The organism is Candidatus Aegiribacteria sp., from assembly GCA_021108005.1.
Classification (GTDB): Bacteria; Fermentibacterota; Fermentibacteria; order Fermentibacterales; family JCC-6; genus Aegiribacteria.
In genome coordinates, this window is the sequence record JAIORS010000172.1 from 26,760 (window position 1) to 50,156 (window position 23,397).

Genomic DNA, 23,397 nt, shown 5'->3' on the forward strand with positions numbered 1-23,397 from the left:
TGGTTGAGGTTTCTGTTAATGTATTTCAACCCTATCCGGGGAGGTTTTCTCTGAGACTATTATTCTTTCAGAAGTGCATGACACAAGTGTGCGGAATCGGCGGAGGGTCTTTTTTGAAGGGATCATCTGTAATCCGCACTTGCTGAAAGGAAGATAGATATCATGAGAGGCAAAAGAATAAACTCCTTTGGCATTATCTCTGCAACAGTATCCGCTATACTGATTTCGGTAGCCTGCACCGACACCACCGGACCGGTAGGAAAAGCACCTCAGGGACCACCGTGGTCACCCGTCGATAGCTCCTGGAAGATTATCGACAATCTTGAGTTCTCGTACAATATCAGGGATGTTGATCTTTATATGAGCTGCTTCAGGGAAGATTTTGAGTTTCATCCATTACTTGTGGGTTCCTTGTGGTGCGAGTCTGCCAGACAGGACAGCTGCTGGGGATACGAGTTCGAAGAGCTGTGCCACCAGAACATGTTCGAGTCTACAGATTCTATTGAACTTGTAGTTGATGGTAATCATGTGACTCCCTGGACGGGTGATTCAACGGGGCAGTCATATGCGCTTCAACGCGTATTTGAACTCACAGTGTATACCGAACAAGCTCAGGCAGGATATTACAGGGCCATGGGCTCTTCCGTTTTCGTATGCCGACAGGACTCCACTGGTGAGTGGTATGTATGGCAGTGGTACGATCTTTCGGAAAACAAGGAGACCGTTACCTGGGCAGTGATAAAGGAAAAATTTTCATGGACCGACGGCGATCTCCTTTTGCTATAGAACTTCCATGCAGCACATCAATGAACTTTTACTATGAAAGAACACGGGTTCAGCTTAATTTTCTTTCGTAAGTGCCGCAAGTGGCGTCCTACCCCCTTCAGCAGGGAGAATCTATTTGTAGAAGTCTGCAAGTGTCGCAAGTGAAGTCCGACCCCCTTCTCTGCTTAACTGGTACGCCCGCCAGGACTCGAACCCGGAACCTTCTGGTCCGTAGCCAGACGCTCTATCCAATTGAGCTACGGGCGCACATAGAACAAGGGTTGGACGGCTATTCTAACCAATCAAATGCCCCAAGGTCAAGACGATCGATTGTAAAGTATTCTGTATTCAAGAATTACCACATCACCCGGCTGCAGGCCGACAAATGACGGAAAGTCTTCCTCCCTCTGAAAGATGGCCCCCCGCGGCGTTGTCTCCGGATGCGATATTCTGATTTCCGTGTATTTCCCGGTTTGATTATAGATCATGAGGGTACACTCGTACCCGGTTGTGTTCTGATGAATGGTCTCCGTTATCTCTATCTCTCTGTGCGGCTGAACCCAAAGCGTATCTCCAGTTCTGAGGGGCCATTCTCTTGTTCCCGCAAGAAGGTCGCCCGAATTCGGAACAATGCACGGCACAAGCTGATTCCACTGAGAATTAACAGGCCATCCGTATCTCAATGTAAGAGGGAGTACTTCCCCCGCTGCATTCCACCATCCCAGCTCCATGTCACCATTCCTGATTATCAGCGTATCAGATACCATACAGACAGGATTGCCCGAGTTATCCTTCATTATCGTGTTCTGTGAGAACCACTCCCTGCCTGTACTGTTACTTACCTTGACTGTCGCTGCAAATTCGCAGGTCTTCTCACTTAGAGTCCAGCTATACAAGGGCTGCCAGGTTATTCCCTCCTGCCAGTACTCAACTGATGGATAGCCGCTGTATGCTCCCGCTGAGACTCTGAATGGAATTTCAGCGTCAGGCAGCTGCTTAAGAAGTTCTGTGGAATCCTCGTATCCGCAGTTGAATGATAATCGGCTTATTCCTGACAGATCGGGATACTCAATCGCATGACAGAGAGAGGCTCCCTGTCTGAGAAGCCCGGCAACTTCAGCAGGCCTGTCCATGTGAATTACAAGAGCGATTGTATCGAGGTAACGTTCAGCGTATCTTTCCTTTTCAGCACATCCCGCAATCAGCATAGTTAGCATGAGGGTGGTCGCAATTGTTTTCATGGGGTATTTATTCGTTTCTGCTGAATATTGAAAGGAACATATGCCTCCGTACATTTCCATTGGCGGTTACTCCGATCCGCCCCGGATATCTTACCTCTCCATTGAAGCAGGCAAAGGAGAGCTTGTAGCTCTCGTCGGCTGTCCGGGAAGCGGTAAGAGTAATCTAATCAAATCCATTGCGGGTATCAGGTCCGTAAGCGGGGGTTCCATCAGAATTATGGGGGCTAAACCAGATTCCATGAGAGCCCGAGAGGAAGCTGTTTTTGTTTTTCAGAATTTCAATTTCGCTCCGGATTTAGCTGTCAGAACCCAACTTGAACGCAGAATAGCTCTCCTTCGCGGGGTCCCGGTAAGGGATGTTCGAATGGATATTGAGAACTGGTGTAAGGAAATGGAGCTAACAGAAATTGCTCAATACGTTCCCCAGCAGATGAACCGCTCTCAACTCCAGATGCTCTCACTCGCTCCCCTGGCTCTTACAGATCCCCTGGTAGCCGTACTTGATGAACCTCTGGTAAATATGTCGTCAATTTCAATCAGTTCGGCTCTTTCCATCATATTGTCTCTGCTTGAAAAAAATGCTTCCGTGCTCGCGCTGGTGCAAAGCAAATCTCCTCTGGTTAAGAGAGCTGACAGGGTGGTGAACCTATTATGAAAGGCAGGAACACCTACCATTTCAGGGAAAGCATAAGCATTCTTCTTAAAACGAAGTGGATCGGTCCATACCTTCTTATTCCGCCAATGCTTGCTTTCATGGTATATGCGGAAGCGTTCCTGTCCTCCCACGGCGTAACGGGAATATTCAATCTGGAACAGAGAACCGTACTGGCTATTTGGAACTGTTCCCTTCTTCTCACTCTCTTTGCCGGTATCAAGTCCTGCATGTTCTTTTCGGAAATGTGGGAATCCAGATGGTTCAGAAATTCCTTGTCACTTCCGGTCAGCAGATCCTCCGGGTTCTGGGGACCCTATCTCGCGATGCTCTCGGTTGTATCAATCATCTTCATACTGACAATTGGAGCAGTGGCGGCAGCTCTTCCTGAACCTGGAAGATATCCTCTCCTGCAGATAATCGCGGAATCCTATATCCCTGTAGTCTGGGCCGTATCCATCGGAGCGTTTCTGGGCATACTTACAAAAGGCACCGCAGGCTCGATGTTCTTCACAGCATTGCTGCTTCTTGGATTCCTGACCGGGCTTCCAATCGTAAGGCTTCCAGAATTGGTCTACTTCCTTATTCCTCCGGTCGGAAGAATAATGACCCTGGGGCTTATATATCCGCAGGGCCTTATTCAGACGATAGTTCTTATCTTACACTCGGTAGTTGTTCTTATACTGGGCAGGATACTTTTCGATATAGGTTCGAAGAGAAGGTAGCTATTCCCCGGCCAGATACATATGTGAAACTACATTATCAAACCCTGTTGCCACATCGGTGGAGGCGTCGGCCGGAGTGATCATGTAGAAAAGTATCGAGTGATCTTCCGTAAATATCGCACAGGCTCTACCCTTGCCGGTAATATTACCTCGTTCAGTTATCACGTTGAAACTCAGTACCGTAACAAGACCTATAGAACTGGTTTCCCAGTGGGGGGAATCGGTGCTTCCCTCCATCCATTCAGGATCGCTTATCAGAAGGGACGGTAAGATATCGGGAGAGATGATATTTCGGAACCTTGCTTCAAGCCAGTCAGCCTTCCTGGTGTCGGGCTCAAGGTTTTCCTTCCAGTAATGGAGATGATATTCAACCCCGGTTGCGTTGGGACTGCTTGCTATGACTCCGGTTTCATCGGTCAGCGTTCCTTCAACAGGAGGATCAAATTCTTCGGGAAGCAAGCCGAACGCTACTCCGGGCGCTTCGAGGACGTATACAGGTTCGGTCTGTTCGGAACCTGTAATGGATAGAGCAACTATTGTAAGCATTGTAAGCATTTTACTGTCCTTTTTTCTTAATTGGCATCTTTACGGATTCACAATAGAATAGAAGTAGTTTCGTTTTTGTCAACAACAGAAAGGAATCCTATGCGCAACAGTAACAAACTTCTGATTGTTGAAGATGATGAGGCCCTTGCGTCTCTATTGCGGGAATACCTTCAGCGACATGGATTCATAGTCAGTCTTCTCTACAAAGGTTCCAATGTTGTTGAAACCGTTCTGGAAACCAAACCCGACCTTGTAATACTAGACCTGATGCTGCCCGATGCCAGCGGCCTTGATATCTGCAGGGAACTGAGATCCTCCTGGAGGGGGCCCGTTCTCATGCTTACTGCCATGAAGGACGACGCTGACATCGTTGTAGGGCTGGAAGTCGGAGCGGACGATTACGTCGGTAAACCGGTTACTCCCAGGGTTCTGCTCGCCAGGATCAGAGCTCTTCTAAGAAGGGGTTCCGCAGATGCGAAGGCTGAAATCATTCGACGGGGAAATCTTCATATAAACGTTCCCTCAAGGGAGGTTACGTTAAAAGGCAATCCCGTTGATCTTACAACCACTGAGTTCGATCTGCTTGTCCTTCTGGCAAGAAGAGCGGGAAGGGTTCAGGAAAGAAGCCAGCTTGTTGAGGAACTGAGGGGAATCGATTTTCATTCCTTTGACAGAACCGTGGATGTAATTATTTCACGCCTCCGCAGAAAGCTTGAAGACCCTTCATCCGGGGAATTGATTAAAACTGTCCGTGGAATAGGCTACCTGATGATAATTCCGGAGGAACACTGATGCATAAACTCTTTCTTAAGGTTTACATGCCCCTGGCCATATGCATTGTAATGACACTGATTCTGTCAGTAGTGGCTATGATGAAAATCATTCCCGCACAGTTAAACGCCCACAGGGCAAATGTAGAGGAATTCAGGGATTTGCTGCTCGCGTCGCATCCGCTCGAAAAGGATTCCATCATCGCTGTCGCGGAATCAATGGATCTTGAGATAATTGTATATCCCAACGCAGGACACCTTCGCCGTATTCCTCCACAGGAAGGTTTTTATACTCTTCCCGCGCTGCCATGGGATTATCCATGGAGGATAGACCTGTCGGGTGGTCCCCGGGGAGGTCCGGCGGGTTTTGTGAGGAAAAGCTTCTGGCAGATAGTGCTGATACTCCTTTTTACGGAGGGGCTGGTTCTTTTCGTATCTCTCCAGCCTGTTCGAAAAAGGCTGTCGAAACTTCAGTGGGCTGCCTCTGAAATCGGTTCCGGCAGTTTTGGAATAAAGCTGCAGGTGAAGAAAAAGGGAGATCTCATAGATAATCTTGGTAGAACTTTCAACAGTATGGCGAAACAGATCAAATCTCTGATCGAATCGCACCAGGAACTTCTTGGAATCGTTGCCCATGAATTGCGCACACCTATGGCCCGGATGAGGCTGGCTCTCGAGCTTATCAGGGAGGATTCAGGGGAGGAGAACTTCTCCAAGATCGACAGGATGGAAAAGGATCTCATTTCTCTGGATAACCTGGTAACGGAACTTCTGGATTTCAACAAACTCAGGAGGGAAAGTCATATCAACCTTGAACATATTGACCTTGAAGGGGTCTGCAGGGAGATGGTTCAAGCTGAGTCCTGGTCCAGAGATGGAATTGATATCACGCTTCGCGGCAAAGGTAGCTGCAAGGGAGATATCTCCCTTTTCGGCAGGGCAGTTGGCAACCTCATCCGTAACGCGGTGAACCATGCCGAATCTAAGGTGGTAGTGAGTATAGCTGATGATCTTTCCTCCGGGAGTGTCCGGGTTTCGGTTGCCGATAACGGCAGGGGTTACGATGCAGGGATTATCGACAGGCTGGGAGAACCATTCACAAAGGGTCACTCAAGTAAAGGAACGGGATTGGGACTGGCCATCGCCAAAAGAATAATAGTCCTGCACAGAGGGAAACTGCTCTTCGGTTCAAGCGATGAGCTGGGAGGCGCCGAAGCCGTTATTGAAATTGAATCAGATTTGCCTGTACCAATAGAAGAACATCATACATAGCTGAGCGGAACGGGCGTTAACCCGTTCCGCTTCCACTTCAGTATTTCAGTGCCCGAGTTCTACTTCTTCTTGAGCTTCGCGTGCCAGTCGACAAGTATCGGGCTGGCAATGAATATTGAAGAGTAGGTCCCTACAATTATCCCTATCATGAGTGTAAGCGCGAATCGGGACAGGACTCCTCCCGATATTATGAAGAGTATGAATGCCGCCACGAACGTTGTAAGAGATGTTATCACAGTTCTGCTCAGAACTTCGTTTATTGATATGTTCACCGTCTCCGCCAGAGTTTTGCCCTTTCTGAGCCTTCTATCCTCACGGATCCTGTCGAAAACTACTATGGTGTCGTTTATCGAATAACCCACTATCGTCAGAATAGCCGCAATAATGGTAAGTGATATATCAAGCCTGATAAGAGCAAGCAGACCTATGGTTATAATGGTATCGTGTGCCAGGGCGGCCACCGCCGCTACTCCCCACTTGAACTGGAATCGGTACCAGACATAGAAGATGATGAATATCATGGCCATGAAAATGGCGTTAAGCGCCTTGGCTTTCAGTTCTTCTCCCACCCTGGGACCGATCTGCTTGATGAAGGAAAGCCCTTCGGTATCAGCCTCCAGTTCCATTGGAACGCATCCGTTCTCCTCCAGAGCGGTATAGACAATATCCTTGTCTACCTCCGAAGTCCGTACAACGAATGCGGCGGCTCCATCCCCCTGGTAATCCATAAGTTTCTGAACCTGCACATCCCCAAGGCCGTCTTCGGTGAGCGCTTCCTTCAGTTCTCCGGTTGTTGAGGCGGTGTTGCTGATTACGTTCGTTTCAAGACCGCCCGTAAAGTCAATCGAAAGATCAAGGCCACCGTTGATGAAGAATGCTCCCATTCCTATGAGAATCACTACGGCAGAAATCAGGTACGTCTTCTTCCGCATTTCCACAAAGGAGAAATGTCTGTCGCCCAGAACAGAAAATTTCCCGAAACTCAGGTCTTTTTTCTTCTTGCTCTTGAGGAGAAGTTCTATAACAGCCCTTGAGAAAACAAGCGAACAGAACATACTGGCCAGAATACCAATTGAAAGAGTAACGGCAAATCCCTTTATCGGGCCGGTTCCGAATTTGTACAGCACAAGCGCTGTAATCAAAGTGGTGAGGTTAGCGTCGAGGATGGTAACAAAGGCTCTGGAATATCCTGACCTCACGGCTGCCCTTATACCCTTGCCGGCTCTCTTTTCCTCTCTGATTCTCTCGTAAATAAGAACGCTGGCATCAACGGCCATGCCTATGGTCAGAATGATTCCTGCTATTCCCGGTAGAGTAAGGGTTGCGTTAAGACCCTTGACTCCCAGCTGAGCCAGTGGACCGGGGAAGCAGAGAACTCCCATGATAATCAGCATATCGAAGATAAGTGCCAGAATTGCTATTACCCCGCCCGTTCCGTAATAAATGATAATGAAGGCAGCCACCAGGCATATCGCGATTATTCCCGCCAGCATGCCGTTGTTGATGGACTGCTGTCCAAGGCTCGGGCCTATGGTCTGTTCTTCGGCGATTACAAGCTCCGCCGGCAGTGAACCGGCTTTCAGAACAAGTCTCAGGTCTCTTGCTTCTTCCGTTGAGAACCCTCCGGACAACCTGGTTCCGGAACCGGATATCCGCTCGCGAATTGTCGCGGCGGAGTATACTGTGCCGTCAAGTACTATGGCTACCCGCTTATCTACATTGTTACCTGTAATCTGTTCCCAGTTCCTGGCTCCGTCCGAATCGAATTCCAGAATGAGATAAGGATTGTTTGAAAGTGACTGGGCGCTTCCCATACGGATTCTCACATCGGTAAGACTCGCTCCCGTAAGAAGATACTCTTCCCTCACTTCGTCGATCTGGCGTTCCCAGCCACGGGTCATGTCACGGGGAAGTATGTACAGAGCTCTCAGTGATCCCTGGGGAGTTTCTTCCAACCTGCCGAAAACGAATCTGAGATTGGCTTCAGCCATGATCGAGTCAACGGCCGGTGTATTGATAACGTCATTTAACCTATCCATTTTGTCGCCAACGTAAACGATCCAGTCGCCCGGCGCTATTCCGACAGTGCTATATGAAATGTCTTCTGATGCCATCTCGATGAGGCTGGCAAGGCTTCCAGGCCTTTCCATTTCCGGAATAGTGATTTCATCCGCTAAATTTTCTCCCTCGGTCTCCCGTTGAGGAAGAGAAAATCCTTCCGGTGAATCGAATTGAACTGATGAATCTGTGTCCTGAATAGAAATTTCAGTGGCTTCAATTCCTGTTGTATCGGAGGACTCGCCAATAAGGCTGTCAATTGATGCGGGTTCTTCCTCCTCCTTACCGGTCAGGAAGTTGTCAACCTGCCTCAGAACCGGCACGCTGGATACGGTGGGGTGTTCCTCCGAAGGGTATGCAACGAGTTTGAACTCCAGCATAGCCTGCCGCTCTACAATTGCCCTGGCTCTTTCCGGATCACGAACTCCCGGCAGCTGTACTACTATTCTATCGCTGCCCTGACGGGTAATTGAGGGTTCTGAAACACCAAACTCATTTATCCTGTTCCTTATAACCTCAAGAGCCTGGTCGATAGCTTCTTCCTCATCCAGGCCGGGAGTCGGGACAACCATGTAGGACAGGTACATTCCGCCCTGGAGATCAAGCCCCAGTTTTATTGTACCTTCACTGGTCCGGTAAAGGTTCCTGTATTCCTCCAGCAGGCTTTCTCCGCCCTGGCTCTGCAGGGTGTCAAGTACCGCCCTTAGATGAGGGTTGTCTGTTTCAGGTTGAACGCTGGCCTCCGCCCGGTCTCTTTCAGCGGTTGGCAGTGTATACCAGTGAAAAGTCGGCCAAACCATAAGGATTGACACTACAAATAAAGCAATCGAACTCCAGTTACGCCAATTGGCGGACTTAGTCATACGTAATAACCTCCGGGAACATTCATCAGATGTCAGTCAATCTTGACATACCGAGAAAATACGGCTGGTATCCGATAACCTGCCGTTATGTGATTCTCTAATTCAGTTCAAATCAGCTGGAATATAACAATTCTACGGGAACTGATGAATAGCGACTGAAATAGAATGTGTCAACAAGGTGAATTCCTTTGTTTTTTTATCTGCTCGTATTATTCAATTCGAATCGAAGAGGCTCTCCCTCAAGTGTATGACAAAGAAATGACAACCCCTTATCAGGCACCAGGTATGTTACCTCATGATCAAAACCGTGATCGCGAATTGTTCTGGTTATATGCAGATTAGCCTGATGTAACGAAATCGTATCCAACAGATCCATGGACCTTACAACAGTATCCGCCGATGATGAAGGCACATCTCTTAAACCCGACCCGATGCAGATAGTTACAAAGTCATGTTCCAGAAGTATCAGAGGATCGGTCTCCTCTGGAAATTCATTATCGTTCTCAACAACATCCTGCCCGGCTGTGACGACAGAAAGTAATCCGATCACCGCAGCTACGGCAAGAAGGATAAGGCCTATTTCACTCAATTTCATTTTCTATTATTTTCCTCCGGTACATCCAGGTTGCCAAACTTCTGACAGAAAGAAGATTCTCTTCATCGTATGTCAAGTCAAGTTGAAATATAAAGGGAGTATCATGATAAAAGTATTTCTTACCGTTCTTGTTCTTTCAGTGGCTGGAACTTCAACTGGAGATTCAGCTCACGGAACATCAACACAGGGGGGGCTCAGCGGGTACCTTTTTCTGCCCGGAAGCGATCTTCTGCAAATGGGTGAGCTGCGTATCCAGGGACATTTTGATTACATGGATATGAAAGGTTCTTCCAACAGTTACCTTATCCTTCCGCTGAATGTCACCTGGGGCTGTATGGAAGGGCTTGAACTTGGAGGAGAGATTCCATTCTATCTCGATGATTCCGCTGATGAAAGTCATTTTCTGGGAGATATTACACTGGGCTGCGCCTGGCTGTACGAAACCGCCAGGGGGGGGTCATCCCTTGTTCTGAATGGACACCTCAGGCTTCCTGCGGGCCGAGAGGGTCGCGATCGCGGTTCAGAGCTTGATTTTGGAATATCAACAGGCACAACCTTCCGCCTTTTCCGCCTTCAGTGCTCCGCTTCGTACGTACTGAACGGAGGTCAGAACCCGTTTGAGAATAGTATCATCGATTACATGAATTTCTCTATTGGAGGAGCCAGTTACGTTGCGGAAGATGTTCAGATAATTTGCGGTATGGACGGGAACACATTCGGTGACCTCGGTTTGAGTGGTTCCGGAGTTATTTATATCTTCGACAGTATTTCATTGTTCGGAGCCCTGAGAGCGGGATTGAGCGGCGGGGAATCGTTCAGACTTTCAGCGGGAGCATCCTGGACTTTGTCGGGATTTTAAAGTTACTTCGCATAGGGAGATATTCTTCTGAGCCTTTCAATGATTGGAGGAAGAATCTCCATCACGTAATCTATCTCTCTATTGGTTGTATATCTGCTCAAACTGAACCGAATAGCGGTGCTGGCATCAACCGGGTCAATCCCCATAGCCGAAAGAACGTAGCTGGGGGTTCCTTCTCCGGTGCTGCAGGCAGAACCGGAAGATACGCAAATACCTTCTACGTCCAGCATGGTCATTATCGCTTCGCTTTCAACTCCCCCGAACATCACTGTAGCTGTATTGGGAAGCCTCCTTGCGTTCGCGCCCGCTATGACAGTTCCGGAACAGTTATCAAGTATGCCTTTCTCCAATCTTTCCAGAAGTAATCCTGTTTCATCGATCTTCTCCGAAAGGTGCTCTACCGCAAGTTCTGCTGCTTTTCCGAGTCCCGCAATTCCCGGAGCGTTGAAAGTGCCGGCCCTCATTCCCTTTTCCTGGTGGCCCCCAAGCATGAGCGGAGGGATTTTTATCCCTTTCCTGATGTAAAGGGCTCCCACTCCCTTCGGTCCATGGAATTTGTGAGCGGAGAGGCTGAGCATATCTATTCCGATTGATCTTACATCCACGGCTATTTTTCCTACAGCCTGAACAGCGTCCGTATGAAACAAAGCTCCCGCTTCGTGGGCTTTGCGAGCTGCTTCTTCTACCTGCATTACAACGCCGGTTTCGTTGTTGGCCATCATTATTGAAACCAGACCGGTCTTCTCGCTGATACAACTGTCAAAAGAATCCATGTCCAGTGTTCCGTCACTGTTAACTTCGGAAAAGGCAACGAGATGTCTCTCTTCAGCAATGTGTTCCGCTGTCTCAAGCACTGCCGGATGCTCGATCCTGGATGTAACAAAGCCTGGTTTCAGAGGATTGATCTCGACAGCGCCTATCAGAGCTGTGTTATCGCTTTCGGTTCCCCCTGACGTGAAATAAATTTCTTCGGCATCGGCTCCTATGAGTTCAGCAACTTTATTCCTGGCCTTTTCGATATCTTCCATTATATCGCTTCCGAAAGAATGAAAACTGGATGGGTTTCCGAACCTCTCCGTCAGAAATGGAAGCATCGCGTCGAGAACCTCAGGAGCAACTTTTGTGGTAGCGTTATTGTCGAGATATACTTTCATTCGGTGACGCTCACTTTCACTGCTTTTCCCGTTCTCTTACGCATTTCTCTTTCCAGAATAGTGATGACGGATATAGAGTCACCTCCCGCAAGCCTGACATGTACACGCTCCGGATGAACATGTGTGATCGAAATCCCTCCGTTCCCGGCGGCTTCTGCAAGGTCTTCAGGCATTTCACTGATGATGGCTTTGAGATGTTCAGCAACGTTATCGCTTCGATGTCTGAAATTGCTAACCGCCGCAGAAAGCGCCTCATGCCCCATTACGGAGCAGTGGTACTTCTCCTCCGGCATTCCGCCGAGGAATTCAACTATCCGGTCGTTTGTGATCTCAAGAGCTTCCTCCAGCGTTTTTCCTCTGGCTATTTCCGTCAGGGCGGAGGCCGCGGCAATGGCTCCAGCGCAGCCGAAGGTCATGAACCTTATATCCGCGATTCTATTGTCGTCATCCACCCGGATATCAAGGGTCATGGCGTCGCCACACTGGGGAGAACCAATCTCGGAATGCCCATCCGGATCGGGCAGTTGCCCTGAATTCCTTGGATTCATGAAATGATCCATGAGTTTTTCTGAATACTTCCACATCGGATATTTCTCCTATATGTTCCCCTCTATAAGGTCTTTCAGAGTTTTTTCGCTCATATAGGAACAGAACATGTTCCTGAGTTTCACCCACAACGGTCTGGTTACACATGTATCCTCAAGAGAACAGTGTTCCTGGCCGAAAAGGTTCTCCGGAGAACACGTCGCTTCTCCGGACATGCAGCTCGCCGGAAGAAAATTGGTTTCAAGAACTTCAAAAACTTTGAAAAGATTGATCTTCTCCGGAGGCAACCCGAGAACGTACCCTCCTCCCGGCCCACGTTTCCCCTTAACTATTCCGTTTCTCCTGAGAAGACCGAATATCTGCTCAAGGTAACGCACAGATACATGCTCCTGCTCCGATAACAGCGAAAGAGATATGGGCTGTTTGTCATCCTTACCCATCATGCTGGCCATGCGGGCAAGAACCCTGAGGGCATACCGGCTTCTCGTAGAAATAAGCATATTTCCCCCTTTTCCTGTAGGAATATGAGTATATTCAGATATTATTTTGCGTCAAGTAACATGTTTTCGTTTGTAGAGATATTTTGACAGCACGCTTCCCACTGCCACCGCTACCGTTCCCGCCATCATCAGAACGAGAGCTAGTCTCAGGGCGGAAGGAAGGGGATCTCCCGTTTTTCCCGCGCCGGCAAAGGTAACATCCAGATCAAGGATAACTGTAACTGGCCGATAGTTGCCTCTATTGCTTACTATAATAGAATAACTGCCCAGACCGGGCACTTCCAATTCAAATGAACCTGAGGATACTGACATGAACTCCAGGGTATCAACAGGTTCTACGTTGTTACGCCACCTCAGATAGTCATCCACGTGAAGCAGTATCAACTCAACGGATGCTGTGTCAGGAAATATCTGTACAGTCCCAATAAGGCTTGCGCTGTCCGATTTATGCTCCGGCAGCACAAAATTGACGGTCCTGTACCGGGCTACAGGGATTTCGAGGCTTTCCTGCCGCAACAGAGCCAGGCTTCCGGCATACAGCGAATTGAACGTGAGCGGAATCGCAAGAACAAAATACCTCAATGGAATCCGTCGGGTTTTCCTGGACATTCAGTCAGTTTTATCCACTTCAGCAGCACCGGCTGAATATAACCTTCGAAGAGCTACTCCCTGGATTGTCAGGTAGAAGCCCACAAGCAGCGGAATAAGACCCGTTCCTGCGATTATCAGAGGAAGAATGCTGGAATCCGCGGCGTTCTCGATGGCTCCGGCTGCCTTCGAAAGGTGCTGTGTGGCTCTATTGAAAGCTTCCTCGGTGGTGAAAAGGTCGCCCGCAAGAGAATCTACCCCGCCGGCAACTTCTTCAAGAACCGGCTCAAGTGGTTCAAGCGTGGCGGAAAGATGCTCCATCTGACTTATCATTTCTCCCGACGCGTAGAAGGTGTTATTCAGGCTGGAAACAGCTTCTGAGAAGTAATTTCTGCCTATCATCGAAGTAATCGTAACGGGCAGGTTTTCGAGGCTTTCCCCCACTATGAGCACCAGACCCCTTATCTCCTCCGTGGTTTCTTTTATGTTGTTTACCGTTATCCAGGTTTCGTGGACTATATCCTTCGTGCTTCTTATGGAATTGCTCACTTCGCTTACCAGAGAAGATGATGTGCCGAAATCTTTCCCTATAAGCTCCACCGCTGAGTTAGCGCTGTGAAGTCCATCCGCTATTGATACAAGGCTACCCCTGACCGGCCCCCAGGCGGTAAATGCCACGACAATTATCGTGGATCCCGCTACTATCGCAATAACACCGAGAACCCAGGAAAGCCAGATTGAAAGACTGTGAGAAATAAGATTCTTCCTTTTCATTTTAACCCCTGTCTGAATACGTTGTTTGAAAGTATTAATTAAAGTATCAAACTAATAGAGAAAAAACAAGACTGACCCATAATCCGCTTTCTCCTGCGGAAATACTATCGAAAGGCTTTCAGAAAGGCTGATGTGAATATGATCGATGATATAATTCGGGCGGCCCATGAGGCCGGATCAATCCTTCTTGACGCAGCCGGGAGGGATATGGAAGTAACGAAGAAAAACAATCATGAACTGGTAACCAAAGCGGATCTGCTCTCGGAGAAGCACCTGAAAAATCGTCTTCAGGAAATAAAACCGGAAGCCGGTTTTCTGGGGGAGGAGAGCTGGGAAGGAGATTTTCCCGAACCTCCTTTCTGGATCGTTGACCCGCTGGATGGCACAAATAACTACGCCCACAGTCACCCAGTCTGGTCCGTGAGCATAGCCTACTGGAACGGGAGTGAAATAGAGCATGGCTGCGTATTCGACCCTGGCAGAAAAGAAACCTTCTCAGCTTCAAAGGGATCGGGAACATGGCTGAACGGGCATCAGGTGTTCTCTACCGTGACAGAAAAAATGTCGGACTGCCTGTTCGCAACAGGTTTCCCTTACCACAGGAAAGAGAATAATCTTGGCCTTGATCTTGAAGTCCTCAAGTATTTCCTTGGAAGAGTTCAGGGAATACGAAGGGGTGGCTCCGCGGCTCTTGATCTCTCATATGTAGCCTGCGGGAGGCTGGATGGCTTCTGGGAAGAACATCTGAAGCCCTGGGATATGGCCGCGGGTTATCTTCTTGTAACAGAATCGGGCGGGGAAGTATCCGCATACGAAGGGGGAAAATGGTCCCCTGCCTCATGTGGAGCGGTAGCTTCAGGCAGGCCAATTCACAATAAAATGCTCCTGGGAATCGGACAATAGAAAGGACAGGTGAAACAGAATCTGATCGGCTTCACCTGTCGCCGTCTATCCGGGGCTATACTGTCAGAAGCCCAGGTTCACGCCTCCGTAGAACATGCTGATGCCGTCTACCTCTTTATCCGATGAAATGGGTTTGGTGTACTTGTACTCGGCAAAAACGCTCAGGGGAACCAATGGAGGTTCGAAGGAAACTCCCAGAACGCCATGAATTCCCGGATGCACATGATCGTAAGGATCGATGCTCACAGAACCGCCGGTTTCTTCGTTGATAACCTGAAGCAGAACATCAGCGTCACTGAAGAGTATATGGGCTCCTCCTCCCGCGCCAATGTACGGTTTCAGGGGAAGAGCCCCGATAGGTATTCTAATTTTCATGGTTGCGCCGAGATCTATATCATGAAAGGTAGCCGTGTAACCGCCAAGCATCTGGCTTTCGATGCTGTCGGGAGACCATCCCCATTCGTTCTCAAGGTATTGATAAAGACCGGTGGTATCTTCCCGAAAATTCTGGCCGTATTCATTTTCGATATAGGTCACCAGATACTGTTCCATCGTAATATCGCTCTCGCTTCCGGCGTACGAACCGCTTACTTCAAGTTCTACAAGGCTCAGGAGAGGAAAACTAAGTTGTCCGCCGAAAACAGCGCCTGACGCGCTCTGGCCTGTTCTGGGGTCGTTTCCATTGTAATAGCCTATCCTGCCTCCGAACCTTACCCCCGCAGTTGATATGCCACAGATGAGCATCAATATCATAATTTTGTTCACATTCAGCTCCTTTCGATTATTGCTTTAAACCCGGCACAGGATTAACGGTTTTCCTAACATTCTGTGCATTGTACCTTTAAGTATAATGTATTATTGTAATAATGTGTATTTCCAATTTTCACTATTATAAAGGAGGAACGAAATATGAAAAGATCTTTCTTTATCCTTTTACTGGCAGTGGCTGCGGTTTTCGCTTCTGGAGTGGGGGATGCTTCCAGCTGGCAGTCATTCGGCGGCTCAGCTGGCGAAATATCTGAAGTGACTGTTCTTGAATCGGACCAGAACCATATGGTTCTGGAAATCTCCATCCCGGGTTTCTGGCTCTACGACAGCCCGGCTGAGGGCAGAATATGGGACTGTATCGACCTGCCTGATTTTTACTCACAGGGAAAAATCGGCCTGCCTGACCTGCCATCCGTAACAAAGATGTTCGCCCTTCCTTTCGGAACAGAGGCGATTGTAACGGTTGAAGAAGTAAATTCAGCTGTTTACGGTAACATGGAGATCCTTCCAAGACAGACCCCCGAAATTGACATGGACCACGAACCTTACCCCTTTGTCATCGTCGATGAATTTTACCGTAGTAACGAGAATTATCCCTCTTCATGGGTAAATATTGACAACGAGGGCATCTGGTCGGGACTCAATGTAGCGAGACTCGTGGTAAACCCGTTCAGCTACAATCCTTATACCGGAAACCTGGAAGCAGCAAGCAGCATCATCCTGAGAGTGGATTTTGAAGGAAACGCGACAGAATTCGCATATCCGGTAAATCCATCGATGGTTCCCGCAATGGAACAGAACGTAATCAACTGGGACGTATTCAAATTCGCGGCGGACCCGCTTGACGGTTCCCGCGATGACGGTGTTGAGTATGTCTTTGTATGTACCGATACCAATGTGGACTGGGTTTCAGAACTCATAGAAACACACCACTATCTGGGGCTTCATACAAGGGTTGAAACCCTTACTGCTCCCGCAACCTCTGGTGCCATAAAAACTGCCATAACTGATAATTATGATACTGGTGTTACTCGCTTCGCATGTATTGTCGGTACGAATGCGGAGCTTCCTTCTCACATCTGGGACGGATTTACAAGTGATTACTGGTACGCCTGCTTCATCGGAAGCGACAATTTCCCCGAGATAGCCGTTGGAAGACTGACCGGTAACCAGACTCAGATCGAAAATCAGGTAGCAAAGATCATCGGCGGTTATATGGATTACGACTTCGATGATACGCCTACCACCGGCATCATTCCAAGCGAGTGCATACTTGCCGCCCATGGAGAACAATATCCCGGCAAGTACACAGCCTGCATGAATGAACTCGCTGCGTTTTCATACAGCCTTATCAATTTCGACTTCACGACGGTTTTCCCCCCTGAGGGCGGAACCGCTGCAATGGTATCAACCGGTATCAACAACGAAATAGGCACAGTTACCTACAGAGGCCATGGAAGCCAGACATCCTGGACATGGTCCCCCGGATGGAACAATTCCAATATCACCGCACTGACCAATACTTTCATGCCTCCCGTTTTCAACATCGCATGTTACTGCGGTGATTACACCGGTGGGGGAACTTGCCTTGCGGAAGCCTGGCAGTGGGCCACTCACGGATCCAGCGGGAACCTCGCGGCTACCGATCCTTCCTATACAGAAGCAAACCACGTTTATATCAAGCAGATATACAAGGAAATCTTCGATACGGGGCTTTTCCGTATCGGTGAGGGGATAAACGCCGCTACCGTCTATACGATAAACAATCAGGGCAGTATCGGTATTTCGAACGCCAAAATGTACATCTGGTTCGGCGATCCCGCAATGGACATCTGGACATTCGATACCGCCTCTGAGCCCGGCGTGCTTGAGATATCACCCCCCGCAAGCATTCCCCCCGGGAACTCGAACGTTACGGTTACAGTGACCGATGACGGTTCCGCAGTAGCGGGAGCCAACGTTACCCTTACCGACGGAGTTGATAATTACGGAACCGGCATGACCTTCTACGAAGAGGGCACAACCAATTCCTTTGGAGAGGTAACCATAAATATCACAGCTCCTTCAAGTGGAACCGTACATATCGGAGCGTTCCTTCATGACTACAATTACGACATCGCTGAAGTAATCATCGGCACCGGTGTGGCCGCGTCAGAGGGAGCATCATCTATCCTTTCCCTTGACAGCCCTTACCCTAACCCGATTATGGAAAATGCGTCCCTCGGGTTCAGCGTTCCCGTATCCGGAAGGGTTGAGCTTGCGGTCTACGATTTGTCAGGCCGAATGGTTGAAACCATCCTTGACGGCGCGGTCGAATCTGGAAGCCACAGTATGACGTGGGCTCCAGGGGCTGAAATAGCCAGTGGCGTCTACTTCGTCAGGCTTTCAACCGAGGGAGGAACCCTCACGCGGCAGGCTATGATCATCAGATAGCAGGCTGACTGCAGAACTTCGAACTTTGGCGGGCTGTTACGGCCCGCCTTTTCTTATGTGCTTGACCTTGCCTGCCCAAATCAGTTAGGGTTCATGCTGTATTGGATTTCAGGAAAACGCTTTATCACTTTTCCATGATGGAGATGATTTGTATGAGATTTCTTTTTTCCGCTTTCATCGTTACCGCTTTTGCCTTCGCGACCGGACCCGGAAGTGTTTCCAGCTGGCAATCCTTCGGTGGCTCAGCCGGTGAGATTCCTGAGGTGACAGTTCTTGAATCGGACAGTTACCATATGGTTGTAGAGGTGAATCTTCCAGGATTCAATCTGTACGATTCCCCTGCCGGTGGCAGAATATGGAACAGCGTTGAACTTCCGGATTGCTACTCTCAGGGCCCCGTTGGCCTGCCTGACCTGCCATCAGTAACGGAGATGTTCGCCCTTCCATTCGGAACGGAAGCTGTGGTTACTGTAGGGGGAGTCACTTCGACTGTTTACGCTAACATGGAAATCCTTCCAAGACAAACCCCCGAAATGGACAGCGAATCGTTCCAATTCGTTATCAGCGAAGATTTCTACCTGAACGGTGAGAGTTATCCCTCTTCATGGGCAAACATTGACAACGAGGGCTCCTGGTCGGGACTGAATGTGGCGAGACTCGTTTTAAATCCGTTCAGTTACAATCCTTCCACCGGAAACCTGGAAGTTGTAAACAGCATTACTTTAAGGATTGACTTCGAGGGAACCGCTTCTCACATGGCCGGCCCGGTGAACCCTTCGATGGTTCCGGCAATGGAAAGATATGTGCTTAACTGGGATGTATTTGAGATCACGGCGAATCCGATTGACGTTTCACGGGATGACGGAGTAGAGTACATTTTCGTGTGCACAGAGGATAATGTAGAATGGGTCAGCGAGCTCTTCGAAACCCATCATTACCTCGGCCTGCATACAATTGTGGAAACCCTGGCGGCCCCTGCCACGTGCACCCAGATAAAGAGTGCCATTTCAAGCAACTACCATAGCGGCGTAACGCGTTTCGCCTGTATTGTAGGGACCCACGATGAGATGCCTTCATATTCCTACGCTGGTGTAGAGGGGGATTATTACTACGCTCTTATGGATGCGGGAAATTATCCTGATATATCGGTAGGACGCATAACGGGCGATTCTGCACAGATAGTACACCAGGTGGAGAAAATTATCGATGGCTACGCCGACTACGATTTCAGTGTTCTAAGAACCCCTGGCATCATTCCAAGTGAAACTGTTCTCGCCGCGCACCAGGAAGATTATCCCGGCAAATATACTCTGTGCTGTAATCAGGTAGCCGGCTATTCCTACAGCCTCTGCAACATTACTTTCACTAAAGTCTTTCCGGATGAAGGCGGTACAAGAAATGATGTTATTGACGCCATAAACGGGGGTGTCGGGACGGTAGGCTACAGGGGACATGGCAGTTTTTATTCCTGGCAATGGTCCCCCGGCTGGGTGCCTTCGATCGTTTATGCCCTCACCAACAGCTATATGCCGCCCGTTTTCAATATCGCCTGCAACAACGGCATGTATCAATACGGCACGACATGTCTCAGCGAGGCATGGCAATGGGCCGAGAACGGAGCCAGCGGCAATCTGGGAGCAACCAGAAGTTCCTACACTGAGCCAAATCATGACTACATGAAACAGATTTATATAGCGCTTTACGATACGGGAACTTATCGCGTATGTGAAGCTATCATGGAAGCCACAACCTATACCATAATCCAGCATGGCGGCCTTGCTCTAACAAATGCCAGGTGTTACATGTGGTTCGGAGACCCGGCAATGGATATCTGGACATTCGATTCCGCGGGACAGCCGGGAGAATTGAATATCTCCCAACCCGCGATTATTCTTCCGGGAAACCAGGACATAACCATCACCGTTACAGATAATGGGTCCCCCGTAGAAGGCGTTAACGTTACTCTTACAGACGGCGTTGACAACTACGGTGGCGGTATGACTTTCTACGAAGAGGGAACAACCAACTCCTCGGGAGAGGTTACCATAAACGTTACCGTTCCCTCCAGCGGAACCGTCTACACAGGAGCTTATCTTCATAATTACAGGTACGACATCAAATGGGTTACGATAGGAACAGGAATAGAGGGTTCGTCCGGAAATAGTACTGTTCTTCATCTTGGGAATCCCTCGCCTAATCCTGTTACGGCGGCAACGTCTCTGGCGTTCGGAGTACCCGCGGGCGGAAGCGTTCGTATATCTGTTTACGATGTCGCCGGAAGAATGGTGGAAACGGTTTTCGACGAACAGGTTGAAGGGGGAACTCACTCGGTTGAATGGAATCCCGGGAGATCTGTTTCCAATGGAGTGTACTTCGTCAAGCTGGATACTGAAGACGGGTCCGTTTCAAGACAGGTTATGGTCATCAGGTAAGTTAAGTACCGTTCCTATAGGACTGAAGGTTTTCAGCTGCCTCTTAAGGGCGTATACTAAAGTGTTGACACGATAAGTCCCGGTACATTGAGGGGTAAATTTGACTGAAGAACTGAATTTCACCGCTGATATCCTGTGGCGGATACTGGATGTCACACGTCAGCTCAGCACCCCGATTAAGCTGGACGATATGCTCGTTCAAGTCGTTGATGTTGCCCGTGATGTTCTAAGGGCAGAGCGCGGAACTGTCTTCCTTTACGATAAAGAGAACCATGAACTATTCGCGGAAGTCGGCACCGGTCTTGAGGTTGAGGAAATCAGGTTTCCGGCCGATCAGGGCATAGCCGGCATATGTGCCCGTACATGCAGCATTGTTAACGTTCCCGATGCCTATTCCCATGGAGGGTTCAACCCGGAAATCGATAGAAGGATGGGATACCTGACCCGATGCATATTGTCCGTACCGCTTGTTGGACTGGACGATTCGCTTGTCGGCGTCCTTCAGCTTATCAATAAAACCGAAGGTTCCTTCAGCACGGAAGATGAAAGGGTAGCGGAGGTTCTGGCTTCCCAGTGCGCTGTTGCCATTCAGAGGGCCAGACTGTTGCGGGAATACATTATCAAGCAGAAGATAGAGCATGACCTGGCCCTTGCCAGAGAAATCCAGAGGGAGCTTCTACCCGACAGTATGCCCGAAATAGAAGGGTACGATCTGTCAGGCTGGAACGAACCCGCGGATCAGACCGGCGGTGACATTTTCGACGCTATCAGCCTTGACAATAGAAGCGTTCTGCTGCTTCTCGCCGACGCGTCCGGACATGGGCTCGGCCCCGCGCTTTCCGTAACCCAGTTTCTTGCGATGGTAAGGATGGCTTTCCGTCTACAGAGCAATCTCGTGAGTCTACACCGTCATACGAATAACCAGCTTGTAGAAGACCTTACCGCGGAACGATTCATTACGTCTTTCATAGGTCTGCTGAACGCTGAGGATAACACCATCAGGTACCATGCCTGCGGACAGGCGCCTCTGCTTCATTACCACCGTTCAACCGGGAAAGTGGACATCCTGACGGCATCGGCTCTGCCACTTGGTATAATGCCGGATATTCCCCTTGAGGCTCCGGAACCTATCTGCATGGATAAAGGGGATATTTTCGCTCTTATCTCCGATGGTATCTTCGAACAGGTAGATAACAACGGGGAGCAGTTCGGTGTGGATAGAACCATTGGTATAATCAGTGATAACAGCATGCTTCGCATGAATGAAGTTGTAAATTTAATACACTCAGCGGTTGTCCTGCACGCAGGTAAAGCCATACAGGACGACGACATGACCATAGTTCTCATTAAACGGAATACGCACTGACCACATTACATAAATCAAAAGGTTAGATAGTATGCAGAACAAAGGGTTCGACAACGAAAAGTACCTCGAGGAGCAGTCCGGGGAGATTCTGTCAAGAGTGGAAAATTCCAGAGGAAGGCTGTATCTGGAGTTCGGCGGCAAGCTGATGTTCGATCATCACGCCGCAAGGGTTCTTCCAGGTTACGACCCGAACGTAAAAATCAGTCTTCTTGAGAAACTGTGTGACAGGGCTGAGATCATACTATGCATATACGCAGGAGATATCGAGAAGAGAAAGATCAGAGGTGATTTTGGCATCACTTACGACGCGGATGCCCTTATGCTGATAGACGGGTTCAGATCCAGGGGGATCAACCTCAGAGGAGTGGTAATTACAAGGTTCGAAGAGCAGCCCTCCGCCATCTCCTTCGAAAACCGCCTTAAAAGAAGAGGTGTCGATGTCTTCAGGCACTACTACACCAAAGGCTACCCTACCGATGTTGATCTAATCGTAAGCGAGGAAGGGTACGGCAGGAACGATTACATCGAACCCTCAAAGCCTCTTGTAGTTGTTACCGGACCAGGGCCTGGCAGCGGAAAGCTTGCCACATGTCTTTCACAGCTCTACCATGATTTTAAAAGAGGAGTACACGCCGGATACGCGAAGTTCGAAACCTTCCCTATATGGAACATTCCTATAAATCACCCGGTGAACGCCGCGTACGAAGCGGCAACTGCTGACCTTCGCGATGTGAACCTGGTGGATCCCTTTCACCTTGAGGCCTATGGCAAAGTATCAATAAACTACAACAGGGATGTGGAGGCTTTCCCTCTTCTCAAGAGAATCCTTGAGAAGATTATTGGCGACAGGTCCCCTTACGCTTCTCCCACGGATATGGGAGTGAACAGGGCCGGATTCGGAATAACCGATGATCTTGTTGTCCGCAAAGCCGCAGAGCAGGAAATTGTCAGAAGGTATTTCAGGTACAGCTGCGAGTACGTCATGGGTCTTGCCGACCGGGAAACGGTTCAAAAAGCTGAACTCCTCATGAACGATTACGGTCTGACTCCTGAAAGCAGGCCGGTCGTTGAGCCTGCCCGAAGCAATATCTGTTCAAATGAATCAAAGGATAATTCAGATTTCACGAAAGCAGCCGCACTGATGCTGAAAGACGGGACTGTAATAACAGGCAGGAGTTCGGAGCTCATGCACGCGTCCGCTGCCGTTGTTCTCAACGCTGTTAAGAAACTTGCCGGAATCAGTGAAGATATTCACCTTCTTTCGCCTGCCACCATTGAATCGATAAGAAAGCTGAAGAGAGCCGTGAAATCATTTCCCCTTCGACTTGATCTTGAGGAAGTTCTTGTCGCGCTTAGCGTTAACGCCGCCGTCTTCGCCCCTGCCGCGGATGGAATGGCGAAGCTTCCCGAACTGAGAAACTGCGAAGCCCATCTTACCCATATGCCTGCGTCCGGGGATGAAAGTGGTCTGAGAACACTGGGTATTAATGTGACATGCGACCCGCTATTCGCAAGCAACAGGCTCTACGGTAACTGAGAATATGAGCTTATCCTCAAAGGTTCTTTGATTTGAGGACTTGACCCGGA

The 23,397-nt window shown here is 49.1% G+C and carries 21 protein-coding genes and 1 tRNA gene; 11 read left to right on the plus strand and 11 right to left on the minus strand.

Going from position 1 to position 23,397, the window contains the following annotated elements; all coding sequences use genetic code 11:
* Positions 1–162: 162 nt before the first annotated feature.
* Complete coding sequence (locus K8S15_10775; GenBank protein ID MCD4776516.1) at positions 163–786, plus strand: hypothetical protein; 624 nt, start codon at positions 163–165, stop codon at positions 784–786.
* Between the two features lie 169 nt (positions 787–955).
* Here the strand turns inward: K8S15_10775 and K8S15_10780 are convergent.
* Both K8S15_10780 and K8S15_10785 read right to left on the minus strand, forming a co-directional pair.
* Positions 956–1,032: transfer RNA gene (locus K8S15_10780), tRNA-Arg, on the minus strand.
* 50 nt (positions 1,033–1,082) lie between these two features.
* Positions 1,083–2,006 carry a hypothetical protein gene (locus K8S15_10785; GenBank protein MCD4776517.1) on the minus strand — a complete coding sequence of 308 codons (924 nt, stop codon included), beginning with the start codon at positions 2,004–2,006 and terminating at the stop codon, positions 1,083–1,085.
* Between the two features lie 40 nt (positions 2,007–2,046).
* On the opposite strand from K8S15_10785, the gene K8S15_10790 reads away from it, so the two are divergent.
* Complete coding sequence (locus K8S15_10790; protein ID MCD4776518.1) at positions 2,047–2,661, plus strand: ATP-binding cassette domain-containing protein; 615 nt, start codon at positions 2,047–2,049, stop codon at positions 2,659–2,661.
* A complete protein-coding gene (locus K8S15_10795) occupies positions 2,658–3,383 on the plus strand; it encodes a hypothetical protein (GenBank protein MCD4776519.1) in 726 nt (241 codons plus the stop codon). The genes K8S15_10790 and K8S15_10795 overlap by 4 nt, the downstream gene beginning before the upstream one ends.
* Here the strand turns inward: K8S15_10795 and K8S15_10800 are convergent, their stop codons facing one another.
* Positions 3,384–3,938: a hypothetical protein gene (locus K8S15_10800; GenBank protein ID MCD4776520.1), complete on the minus strand. Its 555-nt coding sequence runs from the start codon at positions 3,936–3,938 to the stop codon at positions 3,384–3,386.
* Between the two features lie 90 nt (positions 3,939–4,028).
* Here K8S15_10800 and K8S15_10805 point away from each other — a divergent pair, with 90 nt between their 5' ends.
* Both K8S15_10805 and K8S15_10810 read left to right on the plus strand, forming a co-directional pair.
* Positions 4,029–4,721, plus strand: coding sequence for a response regulator transcription factor (locus tag K8S15_10805; protein MCD4776521.1), 693 nt, complete (start codon positions 4,029–4,031; stop codon positions 4,719–4,721).
* Positions 4,721–5,971, plus strand: a complete 1,251-nt coding sequence (locus tag K8S15_10810) for a HAMP domain-containing histidine kinase (protein MCD4776522.1) — start codon at positions 4,721–4,723, stop codon at positions 5,969–5,971. The genes K8S15_10805 and K8S15_10810 overlap by 1 nt, the downstream gene beginning before the upstream one ends.
* Before the next feature lie 59 nt (positions 5,972–6,030).
* Here the strand turns inward: K8S15_10810 and secD are convergent, their stop codons facing one another.
* Positions 6,031–8,892 (minus strand): protein translocase subunit SecD, encoded by a 2,862-nt coding sequence (secD, locus tag K8S15_10815; protein ID MCD4776523.1) that lies wholly within the window; start codon positions 8,890–8,892, stop codon positions 6,031–6,033.
* 196 nt (positions 8,893–9,088) lie between these two features.
* Positions 9,089–9,487 carry a hypothetical protein gene (locus K8S15_10820; GenBank protein ID MCD4776524.1) on the minus strand — a complete coding sequence of 133 codons (399 nt, stop codon included), beginning with the start codon at positions 9,485–9,487 and terminating at the stop codon, positions 9,089–9,091.
* Positions 9,488–9,590: 103 nt separating this feature from the next.
* Between K8S15_10820 and K8S15_10825 the strand changes: the two genes are divergently transcribed.
* Positions 9,591–10,346 (plus strand): hypothetical protein, encoded by a 756-nt coding sequence (locus K8S15_10825; GenBank protein MCD4776525.1) that lies wholly within the window; start codon positions 9,591–9,593, stop codon positions 10,344–10,346.
* A gap of 2 nt (positions 10,347–10,348) precedes the next feature.
* Here the strand turns inward: K8S15_10825 and K8S15_10830 are convergent, their stop codons facing one another.
* Genes K8S15_10830 through K8S15_10850 form a run of 5 tightly spaced genes read right to left on the minus strand, consistent with a single transcriptional unit; the run spans position 10,349 to position 13,908 of the window.
* Entirely contained in the window at positions 10,349–11,500 is a 1,152-nt protein-coding gene (locus K8S15_10830) for an aminotransferase class V-fold PLP-dependent enzyme (GenBank protein MCD4776526.1), read from the minus strand.
* Positions 11,497–12,084 carry an iron-sulfur cluster assembly scaffold protein gene (locus K8S15_10835; GenBank protein ID MCD4776527.1) on the minus strand — a complete coding sequence of 196 codons (588 nt, stop codon included), beginning with the start codon at positions 12,082–12,084 and terminating at the stop codon, positions 11,497–11,499. The genes K8S15_10830 and K8S15_10835 overlap by 4 nt, the downstream gene beginning before the upstream one ends.
* Before the next feature lie 12 nt (positions 12,085–12,096).
* The gene (locus tag K8S15_10840; GenBank protein ID MCD4776528.1) at positions 12,097–12,546 is read right to left on the minus strand and encodes an Rrf2 family transcriptional regulator; all 450 of its coding nucleotides are present in this window, start codon (positions 12,544–12,546) and stop codon (positions 12,097–12,099) included.
* A 51-nt stretch (positions 12,547–12,597) separates the two neighbouring features.
* A complete protein-coding gene (locus K8S15_10845) occupies positions 12,598–13,128 on the minus strand; it encodes a hypothetical protein (GenBank protein ID MCD4776529.1) in 531 nt (176 codons plus the stop codon).
* 27 nt (positions 13,129–13,155) lie between these two features.
* Entirely contained in the window at positions 13,156–13,908 is a 753-nt protein-coding gene (locus K8S15_10850; GenBank protein MCD4776530.1) for a hypothetical protein, read from the minus strand.
* 132 nt (positions 13,909–14,040) lie between these two features.
* Here K8S15_10850 and K8S15_10855 point away from each other — a divergent pair, with 132 nt between their 5' ends.
* Positions 14,041–14,811: an inositol monophosphatase gene (locus tag K8S15_10855; GenBank protein MCD4776531.1), complete on the plus strand. Its 771-nt coding sequence runs from the start codon at positions 14,041–14,043 to the stop codon at positions 14,809–14,811.
* Between the two features lie 63 nt (positions 14,812–14,874).
* On the opposite strand, the gene K8S15_10860 is transcribed toward K8S15_10855, so the two are convergent.
* Positions 14,875–15,576 carry a hypothetical protein gene (locus K8S15_10860; GenBank protein ID MCD4776532.1) on the minus strand — a complete coding sequence of 234 codons (702 nt, stop codon included), beginning with the start codon at positions 15,574–15,576 and terminating at the stop codon, positions 14,875–14,877.
* Between the two features lie 144 nt (positions 15,577–15,720).
* Here K8S15_10860 and K8S15_10865 point away from each other — a divergent pair, with 144 nt between their 5' ends.
* The 4 genes from K8S15_10865 (at position 15,721) to K8S15_10880 (ending at position 23,347) form a co-directional block, all read left to right on the plus strand.
* The gene (locus tag K8S15_10865) at positions 15,721–18,012 is read left to right on the plus strand and encodes a T9SS type A sorting domain-containing protein (GenBank protein ID MCD4776533.1); all 2,292 of its coding nucleotides are present in this window, start codon (positions 15,721–15,723) and stop codon (positions 18,010–18,012) included.
* A gap of 152 nt (positions 18,013–18,164) precedes the next feature.
* On the plus strand, positions 18,165–20,444 hold the full coding sequence (locus tag K8S15_10870; protein MCD4776534.1) for a T9SS type A sorting domain-containing protein: 2,280 nt from the start codon (positions 18,165–18,167) through the stop codon (positions 20,442–20,444).
* Positions 20,445–20,544: 100 nt separating this feature from the next.
* Positions 20,545–21,810, plus strand: coding sequence for a SpoIIE family protein phosphatase (locus tag K8S15_10875; protein MCD4776535.1), 1,266 nt, complete (start codon positions 20,545–20,547; stop codon positions 21,808–21,810).
* A gap of 31 nt (positions 21,811–21,841) precedes the next feature.
* Complete coding sequence (locus tag K8S15_10880) at positions 21,842–23,347, plus strand: DUF1846 domain-containing protein (protein MCD4776536.1); 1,506 nt, start codon at positions 21,842–21,844, stop codon at positions 23,345–23,347.
* Positions 23,348–23,397 lie beyond the last annotated feature (50 nt).

Coding starts and splice junctions, on each gene's coding strand:
- K8S15_10790 (MCD4776518.1), top strand. CDS start 2,047: ATGCCTCCGTACATTTCCATTGGCGGTTACTCCGATCCGCCCCGGATA.
- K8S15_10865 (MCD4776533.1), top strand. CDS start 15,721: ATGAAAAGATCTTTCTTTATCCTTTTACTGGCAGTGGCTGCGGTTTTC.
- K8S15_10820 (MCD4776524.1), bottom strand. CDS start 9,487: ATGAAATTGAGTGAAATAGGCCTTATCCTTCTTGCCGTAGCTGCGGTG.
- K8S15_10825 (MCD4776525.1), top strand. CDS start 9,591: ATGATAAAAGTATTTCTTACCGTTCTTGTTCTTTCAGTGGCTGGAACT.
- K8S15_10835 (MCD4776527.1), bottom strand. CDS start 12,084: ATGTGGAAGTATTCAGAAAAACTCATGGATCATTTCATGAATCCAAGG.
- K8S15_10830 (MCD4776526.1), bottom strand. CDS start 11,500: ATGAAAGTATATCTCGACAATAACGCTACCACAAAAGTTGCTCCTGAG.
- K8S15_10840 (MCD4776528.1), bottom strand. CDS start 12,546: ATGCTTATTTCTACGAGAAGCCGGTATGCCCTCAGGGTTCTTGCCCGC.
- K8S15_10850 (MCD4776530.1), bottom strand. CDS start 13,908: ATGAAAAGGAAGAATCTTATTTCTCACAGTCTTTCAATCTGGCTTTCC.
- K8S15_10805 (MCD4776521.1), top strand. CDS start 4,029: ATGCGCAACAGTAACAAACTTCTGATTGTTGAAGATGATGAGGCCCTT.
- K8S15_10810 (MCD4776522.1), top strand. CDS start 4,721: ATGCATAAACTCTTTCTTAAGGTTTACATGCCCCTGGCCATATGCATT.
- K8S15_10870 (MCD4776534.1), top strand. CDS start 18,165: ATGAGATTTCTTTTTTCCGCTTTCATCGTTACCGCTTTTGCCTTCGCG.
- K8S15_10775 (MCD4776516.1), top strand. CDS start 163: ATGAGAGGCAAAAGAATAAACTCCTTTGGCATTATCTCTGCAACAGTA.
- K8S15_10880 (MCD4776536.1), top strand. CDS start 21,842: ATGCAGAACAAAGGGTTCGACAACGAAAAGTACCTCGAGGAGCAGTCC.
- K8S15_10800 (MCD4776520.1), bottom strand. CDS start 3,938: ATGCTTACAATGCTTACAATAGTTGCTCTATCCATTACAGGTTCCGAA.
- K8S15_10785 (MCD4776517.1), bottom strand. CDS start 2,006: ATGAAAACAATTGCGACCACCCTCATGCTAACTATGCTGATTGCGGGA.
- secD (MCD4776523.1), bottom strand. CDS start 8,892: ATGACTAAGTCCGCCAATTGGCGTAACTGGAGTTCGATTGCTTTATTT.
- K8S15_10795 (MCD4776519.1), top strand. CDS start 2,658: ATGAAAGGCAGGAACACCTACCATTTCAGGGAAAGCATAAGCATTCTT.